This is a genomic window from Aeromonas diversa CDC 2478-85, from assembly GCF_000819805.1.
Classification (GTDB): Bacteria; Pseudomonadota; Gammaproteobacteria; order Enterobacterales; family Aeromonadaceae; genus Aeromonas; species Aeromonas diversa.
In genome coordinates, this window is sequence record NZ_CDCE01000010.1 from 76,714 (window position 1) to 83,245 (window position 6,532).

Genomic DNA, 6,532 nt, shown 5'->3' on the forward strand with positions numbered 1-6,532 from the left:
TACCTCTAGAGAGTAGAGGACTACTCCGCATTTGGTCCCCCGGCGTGTCCTGTGTCAGACCCTGCGTGGGCTCTTCTGTCGGGTTTGAATCATCCTTATATGACAAAAAGCTATAAATAAACGTTCTTTATTATTTTATGGCGATGCAGCAAGCCACTAGAGTGCCCTCATCAGGTATGAAGAGGTGCGAGATGGACTATTTGCCGATGTTTGCCAAGTTGGAAGGCCGTGCTGTGCTGCTGGTGGGCGGGGGCGAGGTCGCCCTTCGCAAGGCGCGCCTGCTGCTGGCCGCCGGTAGCCGTCTCACCCTGGTCGCCCCGGCGCTCGATGCCGGGTTTGCCGAATTCGCCGGGCGCTTCACCCACCTGGCCGAGGCGTTTCGCCCCGATCATCTCGACGGTCAGCTGCTGGCGGTGGCCGCCACCGACAACCTGGCGGTCAATGCCCTGGTCTATCAAAGCGCCAACCAGCGCGGCCTGTTCGTCAACGTGGTCGACGACCCCAAGCGTTCCAGCTTTATCTTCCCCTCCATCATCGATCGCAGCCCCGTCATGGTGGCGGTCTCGAGCGGCGGCAAGGCCCCCGTGCTGGTGCGCCTGCTTCGCGAGCGGCTCGAGAGCCTGCTGCCGGCTCACCTCGGCGGTCTCGCCGAGCTCTCCGGTCGCATCCGCGAGCGCGCCAAGCGGGCGCTCACTACCCTGGTGGCCCGTCGCCGCTTCTGGGAGCGGGCCTACGCCTCCAACACGCTAGGTGGCCTCATCGAGAAGGGGGAGTGGGACCAGGCCGAGGCCTGGTTGGATGACGAGCTCACCCAGTCCGGTCGCGCGGCGGGCGAGGTGGTGCTGGTCGGTGCCGGCCCCGGCGATGCGGGTCTCTTGACCCTCAAGGGGCTGCAACAGATCCAGCAGGCCGAGGTGGTGCTCTATGACCAGCTGGTCTCCCCCGAGATCCTCAATCTGGTGCGCCGCGACGCCACCCTGGTGTCGGTCGGCAAGAAGGCCGGCGCCCACAGCGTGCCCCAGGAGGAGACCAACCGCCTGCTGGTGGAATACGCCAAGGCGGGCCATCGGGTGGTGCGCCTCAAGGGGGGGGATCCCTTCATGTTTGGCCGCGGCGGCGAGGAGTTGCAGGTGCTGGCCGAGGCGGGCATTCCCTTCTCCGTGGTGCCGGGCATCACGGCCGCCGCCGGGGCCACCGCCTACGCCGGCATTCCGCTCACCCACCGCGACTTTGCCCAGAGCGCCACCTTCATCACCGGTCACTGCCAGGCCGAGGGCAGCCAGCCCGACTGGCCGGCCCTGGCCGCCGGCAACCAGACCCTGGTCATCTACATGGGGCTGATGAAAAGCGAGCACATCGCCCAGCAGCTGATGGCACACGGCCGCGCCGCAGATACCCCCATCGCCATCATAGAGCGTGGCACCACGGCCCGTCAGCGCACCCTGGTGGGCCGGCTCGATGAGCTGGCCACCCTGGCCGCCGGCGCCCAGAGCCCGTCGCTGATCGTGGTGGGGCAGGTGGTGCAACTGCACGAACAACTGGCCTGGTTTGGCGAGCGCGCCGAGCCGGCAACCCTCGGGCTGGTGAAGCTGGCCTGAGTCCGAATTGGGGGATACCCCGCTATTAATGACCGAGGAATCGACATGGACCGCGAAAGATTGACCCATTTAAAGCAGCTGGAGGCGGAGAGCATCCACATCATCCGCGAGGTGGCCGCCGAGTTTGACAACCCCGTCATGCTCTACTCCATCGGCAAGGATTCATCGGTCATGCTGCACCTGGCCCGCAAGGCCTTCTACCCGGGCAAGCTCCCTTTCCCGCTGCTGCACGTGGACACCGACTGGAAATTTAAAGAGATGATTCGCTTTCGCGACCAGACCGCCGAGAAGTTCGGGCTGGATCTCATCGTGCACAAGAACCCCGAGGGGCTCGCCATGGGCATCAACCCCTTCGAGCACGGCAGCGCCAAGCACACCGACATCATGAAGACAGAGGGGCTCAAGCAGGCGCTGAATAAATACGGCTTCGACGCCGCGTTCGGCGGGGCGCGCCGGGACGAGGAGAAGTCCCGCGCCAAGGAGCGGGTCTACTCGTTTCGCGACAAGCACCACCGCTGGGATCCCAAGAACCAGAGACCCGAGCTGTGGCGCACCTACAACGGTCAGGTGAACAAGGGCGAGAGCATCCGCGTCTTCCCCCTCTCCAACTGGACCGAGCTCGACATCTGGCAATACATCTATCTCGAGAACATCGACATAGTCCCCCTCTACTTCGCGGCCTACCGCCCTGTGGTGGAGCGCGGCGGCATCAAGATCATGGTGGACGACGAGCGCATGCCGCTCAGTGCCGATGACGTGGTGCGCGAGGAGCTGGTGCGTTTTCGCACCCTTGGCTGCTACCCCCTGACCGGGGCCATCGAGTCGAGTGCCGCCTCGCTGACCGAGATCATCGAGGAGATGCTGCTGACCACCTCGAGCGAGCGGCAGGGACGCCTCATCGACCACGACCAGTCGGGTTCGATGGAGCAGAAGAAGCGTCAGGGATATTTCTAAGGAGTTGCCATGAATTCTTACGTCAAGAGCGCCCTCGAGAGCGAGGGGATCGAGGCCTACCTCAAGGCCCAGGAGCACAAGAGCCTGCTGCGTTTTCTCACCTGCGGCAGCGTGGACGATGGCAAGAGCACCCTCATCGGCCGCCTGCTGCACGACTCCCAGCAGATCTATGAAGATCAGTTAAAGGCGCTCGAGTCCGACAGCCAAAAACTCGGCACCACAGGCGAGAAGCTGGATCTGGCGCTGCTGGTCGACGGCCTGCAGGCCGAGCGCGAGCAGGGGATCACCATAGACGTGGCCTACCGCTATTTCTCCACCGCCAAGCGCAAATTTATCATCGCCGACACCCCGGGCCACGAGCAGTATACCCGCAACATGGCCACCGGCGCCTCGACCTGCGATCTGGCGATCATCCTCATCGACGCCCGCAAGGGGGTGCTGGATCAGACCCGTCGCCACAGCTTTATCGCGAGCCTGCTTGGCATCAAGCAGTTCCTGGTGGCGGTCAACAAGATGGATCTGGTCGATTTTAGCCAGGATCGCTTCGACGAGATCAGCCGCGACTACCGCGCCTTCGCCAGCCAGCTCGACGTGGAGAGCATCCAGCTGGTGCCGGTCTCGGCCCTGGATGGGGACAACGTGGTCAATTCAAGCGCCAACATGTCCTGGTATCAGGGGGAGCCGCTGCTTGCCTTGCTCGAGAGCGCCGAGGTAGAGCAAGACCTGGCCCGCCATCCGGTGCGCCTGCCGGTGCAGTATGTGAACCGCCCCAACCTGGATTTTCGCGGCTTCGCCGGCACCCTGGCCTCAGGCATCCTGCGGGTCGGTGATCGCCTGGCGGTGCTGCCCTCTGGCAAAGAGAGCAGGGTGACGCGCATCGTCACCTTCGACGGGGATCTCGACCATGCCCTGCCGGGTCAGGCCATCACCCTCACCCTGGCCGACGAGATAGACATCAGCCGTGGCGATCTGCTGGTGGCTGCCGAGCAGCAGAGCGCGGTGTCGCGCCGCCTGCTGGCCCATATCGTCTGGATGGGGGAGAGCGAGCTCAAGAGCGGGCGCAGCTACGACATCAAGCTGGCCACCCGCAAGACCCGCGGCGAGGTGGCGACCATTCGCCACCGCATCGACATCAACAACCTCGAAGAGCACGCCGCCGATGAGCTCAAGCTCAACGAGATCGGCCTGTGCGAGGTGAGCCTGACCGAGCCGGTCGGGTTTGACCCTTATCGCGATATCCGCGACACCGGCAGCTTTATCCTCATCGATCGCCTGACCAACGTCACGGTCGGCGCCGGCATGATAGTGCAGGGGCTCGATGAGGTGGCGGCCAAGGGGAGCGTCAGCGAGTTTGAGCTCGAACTCAACGCCCTCATTCGCAAGCACTTCCCCCACTGGCAGGCGCTCGACATCAGTAAGGAGTAATCCATGACGTGGCAACAATCCCTGGTGCTGGGTCTGCTGGTTGCCCTGATCGTGCTGCTGATCCAGGGCCGGCTGCGGCCGGCCCTGCTCTTCTCCGGCGCCGTCCTCGTCACCTATCTGGTGGGGTTGGCCGACATTCAGGGGGTGGTGGCGGGCTATACCAACGGCTCCCTGCTCACCCTGGTGCTGCTCTTGCTGGTGTCGCTCGCGGTGGAGAAGAGCCGGCTGATGAGCTGGTTCGCCGGGGCCGTGGGCCGCGGCTCCTTTACCCAGGTGCTGACCAAGGTGTGGTTCTCCACCGCCTTCCTGTCGGCCTTTGTCAACAACACCGCCGTGGTCGCCTCCATGCTCGGGGCGGTCAAGCGCAACCCCGAGCACAGCGCCAGCCGGCTGCTGCTGCCCATGTGTTTCGCGGCCACCTTCGGCGGCGTGCTGACCCTCATTGGCACCTCCACCAACCTCATCGTCAACAGCTTCCTCGAGAAGATGGGGGCTAGGCCCCTTGGCATGTTCGACTTCTTCATGGTGGGGGCGGGGACATTGCTGACCGGCTGGATAGCCGTGATGCTGTTCGCCCGTCGCCTGCCGGAGCAAGAGGGCGAGTTTGACCGCAGCCAGGGCTATTTTCTCGAGGCCAAGGTGAGCGCCGGCTCCCCCCTGGCCGGGCGCAGCGTGAAGGAGAACGGCCTGCGTAGCCTGAAAAGCCTCTATCTGGCCGAGATCATCCGGGGGGATCAGGTGATCTGCCCGGTGCAGCCGGAGCAGGAGTTGCACGAGGGGGACATGCTGCTGTTTTGCGGCGACGTGGAGAGCGTGGGGGTGTTGCAGGAGATGCGCGGCCTCGAGCTCTACGGCGAGCATCGCCTCAACGGCCAGCATCTGGTCGAGGTGATCGTCAGCCACAGCTCGCGCCTGGTCGGCCAGACCATACGCGACGCCGAGTTTCGCACCCACTTCGATGCGGTGGTGTTGGCGGTGCGCCGTGGCGAGAGCCAGCTCACCGGCGGCCTGGGGCAGATTGAGCTGCACGCGGGGGATACCTTGCTGCTCGCCCCCGGTCCGCGTTTTGCCGGCAACAAGTCCCTGTCGCGGGAGTTTGTGGTGGTCAGTGGCATAGAGGCGTCGACCCGGCTCGATACCCGCCGCAGCGCCGCCGTGGTGGGGGGCTTTGCCGCCGTGCTGGCCGCCTCTGTGTTCGAGCTGCTGCCGCTGTTCAAGGGGCTGCTCATCATGCTGGTTGCGCTGCTGGCGACCCGCATCCTGACTCTCGACGAGATCCGCCGCCGCTTCCCGCTCGAGATCTGGCTGGTGGTGGGCGGGGCCCTGGCCCTGTCGGATCAGCTGGAGAAGACCGGGCTTGCCAACGTCATCGCCCGGTGGCTGATGGGGGAGTTTAATGGCGCCAGCCCCCTCATCGCCTTTATCGGCATTTATCTCTTCACCCTGGTGCTGACCGAGCTGATGAGCAACAACGCCGCCGCCGCCCTGGCCTTCCCCATGGGCTATCAGCTGGCGCTCAGCATGGATGTCTCGACCATGCCCTTCATCCTGGCGGTGCTGTTCGGGGCGAGCTCGAGCTTTATCCTGCCCTATGGCTATCAGACCAACCTGATGGTCTATTCGGCGGGCAACTACCGGATGCAGGATTACCTCAAGCTGGCCCTGCCGGTGTCACTGGCCTACAGCATTGGCGTCATCATCATGGTGCCCCTGCTCTTCCCCTTCTGAGGGCGGGGCACCCACACGCTTCGGGCCCGGCCCGACGGAGGATCAATGAACAATATCGTCTGGCACCCCCACGCGGTGACCAAGCAGCGCAGAAGCGACGCCAAGGGGCAGCGCCCCCTGGTCATCTGGTTCACCGGCCTTTCGGGGGCGGGCAAATCGACCCTGGCCGGCGCCCTGGAAGAGGCGCTGGCGGGGCTTGGCAAGCACACCTACCTGCTCGACGGGGACAATGTACGCCACGGCCTGTGCGGCGATCTCGGCTTTGACGAGGGGGCGCGGCGCGAGAACATCCGCCGGGTCGGCGAGGTGGCAAAACTCATGGTGGACGCGGGCCTGATTGTGCTCACCGCCTTTATTTCTCCGTACCGGGAGGAGCGCGACTTGGTGCGCAATCTCTTGGGGGAGGGGGAGTTTGTCGAGGTGTTTGTGGATGCGCCGCTTAGCGTGTGCGAAGAGCGCGACCCCAAGGGGCTCTACAAGAAGGCGCGCGCCGGGGAAATTATGAATTTCACCGGCATCGACGCCGCCTACGAGGCGCCGCTAAACCCTGAGGTGCACCTGCACAACGACGGCGCGCCGGTACCGGCGCTGGTGGAGGCCCTACTGGGGGCCCTGAGGCAGAGGGGGTTGATCGACTAGGTGGCGACTGGTGGGGAGCTCGGTCGAGCTCCGGGCCTACGACGCGCCTACGCCGCATGGGACGCGAGGAGTTCCTCCTCGAAGGGGGGCGCCCGCTCACCCGGAGGCGCTCGGCCAAGCTCCTTGCCTATGGCAATCATCACAATCCCTGCGGGATTGCCGCTACGCGGGGTTTCGCCCGCCCTGCG

The 6,532-nt window shown here is 64.7% G+C and carries 5 protein-coding genes; all 5 read left to right on the forward strand.

The features are described from left to right. The first annotated feature begins 191 nt into the window (after nucleotides 1-191). From cysG to cysC, 5 genes are read left to right on the forward strand one after another with little or no spacing between them, the layout of a single operon-like run. The gene (cysG, locus tag BN1121_RS02165) at nucleotides 192-1,598 is read left to right on the forward strand and encodes a siroheme synthase CysG (RefSeq protein WP_043597088.1); all 1,407 of its coding nucleotides are present in this window, start codon (nucleotides 192-194) and stop codon (nucleotides 1,596-1,598) included. 45 nt (nucleotides 1,599-1,643) lie between these two features. Then, nucleotides 1,644-2,552: a sulfate adenylyltransferase subunit CysD gene (gene cysD, locus BN1121_RS02170; protein ID WP_005350459.1), complete on the forward strand. Its 909-nt coding sequence runs from the start codon at nucleotides 1,644-1,646 to the stop codon at nucleotides 2,550-2,552. A gap of 9 nt (nucleotides 2,553-2,561) precedes the next feature. Next, a complete protein-coding gene (cysN, locus tag BN1121_RS02175; protein WP_005350461.1) occupies nucleotides 2,562-3,977 on the forward strand; it encodes a sulfate adenylyltransferase subunit CysN in 1,416 nt (471 codons plus the stop codon). A gap of 3 nt (nucleotides 3,978-3,980) precedes the next feature. Then, nucleotides 3,981-5,705 (forward strand): SLC13 family permease, encoded by a 1,725-nt coding sequence (locus tag BN1121_RS02180; RefSeq protein WP_005350465.1) that lies wholly within the window; start codon nucleotides 3,981-3,983, stop codon nucleotides 5,703-5,705. Between the two features lie 45 nt (nucleotides 5,706-5,750). Beyond that, the gene (gene cysC / locus BN1121_RS02185; protein WP_005350467.1) at nucleotides 5,751-6,344 is read left to right on the forward strand and encodes an adenylyl-sulfate kinase; all 594 of its coding nucleotides are present in this window, start codon (nucleotides 5,751-5,753) and stop codon (nucleotides 6,342-6,344) included. The last annotated feature ends 188 nt before the right edge of the window (nucleotides 6,345-6,532 follow it).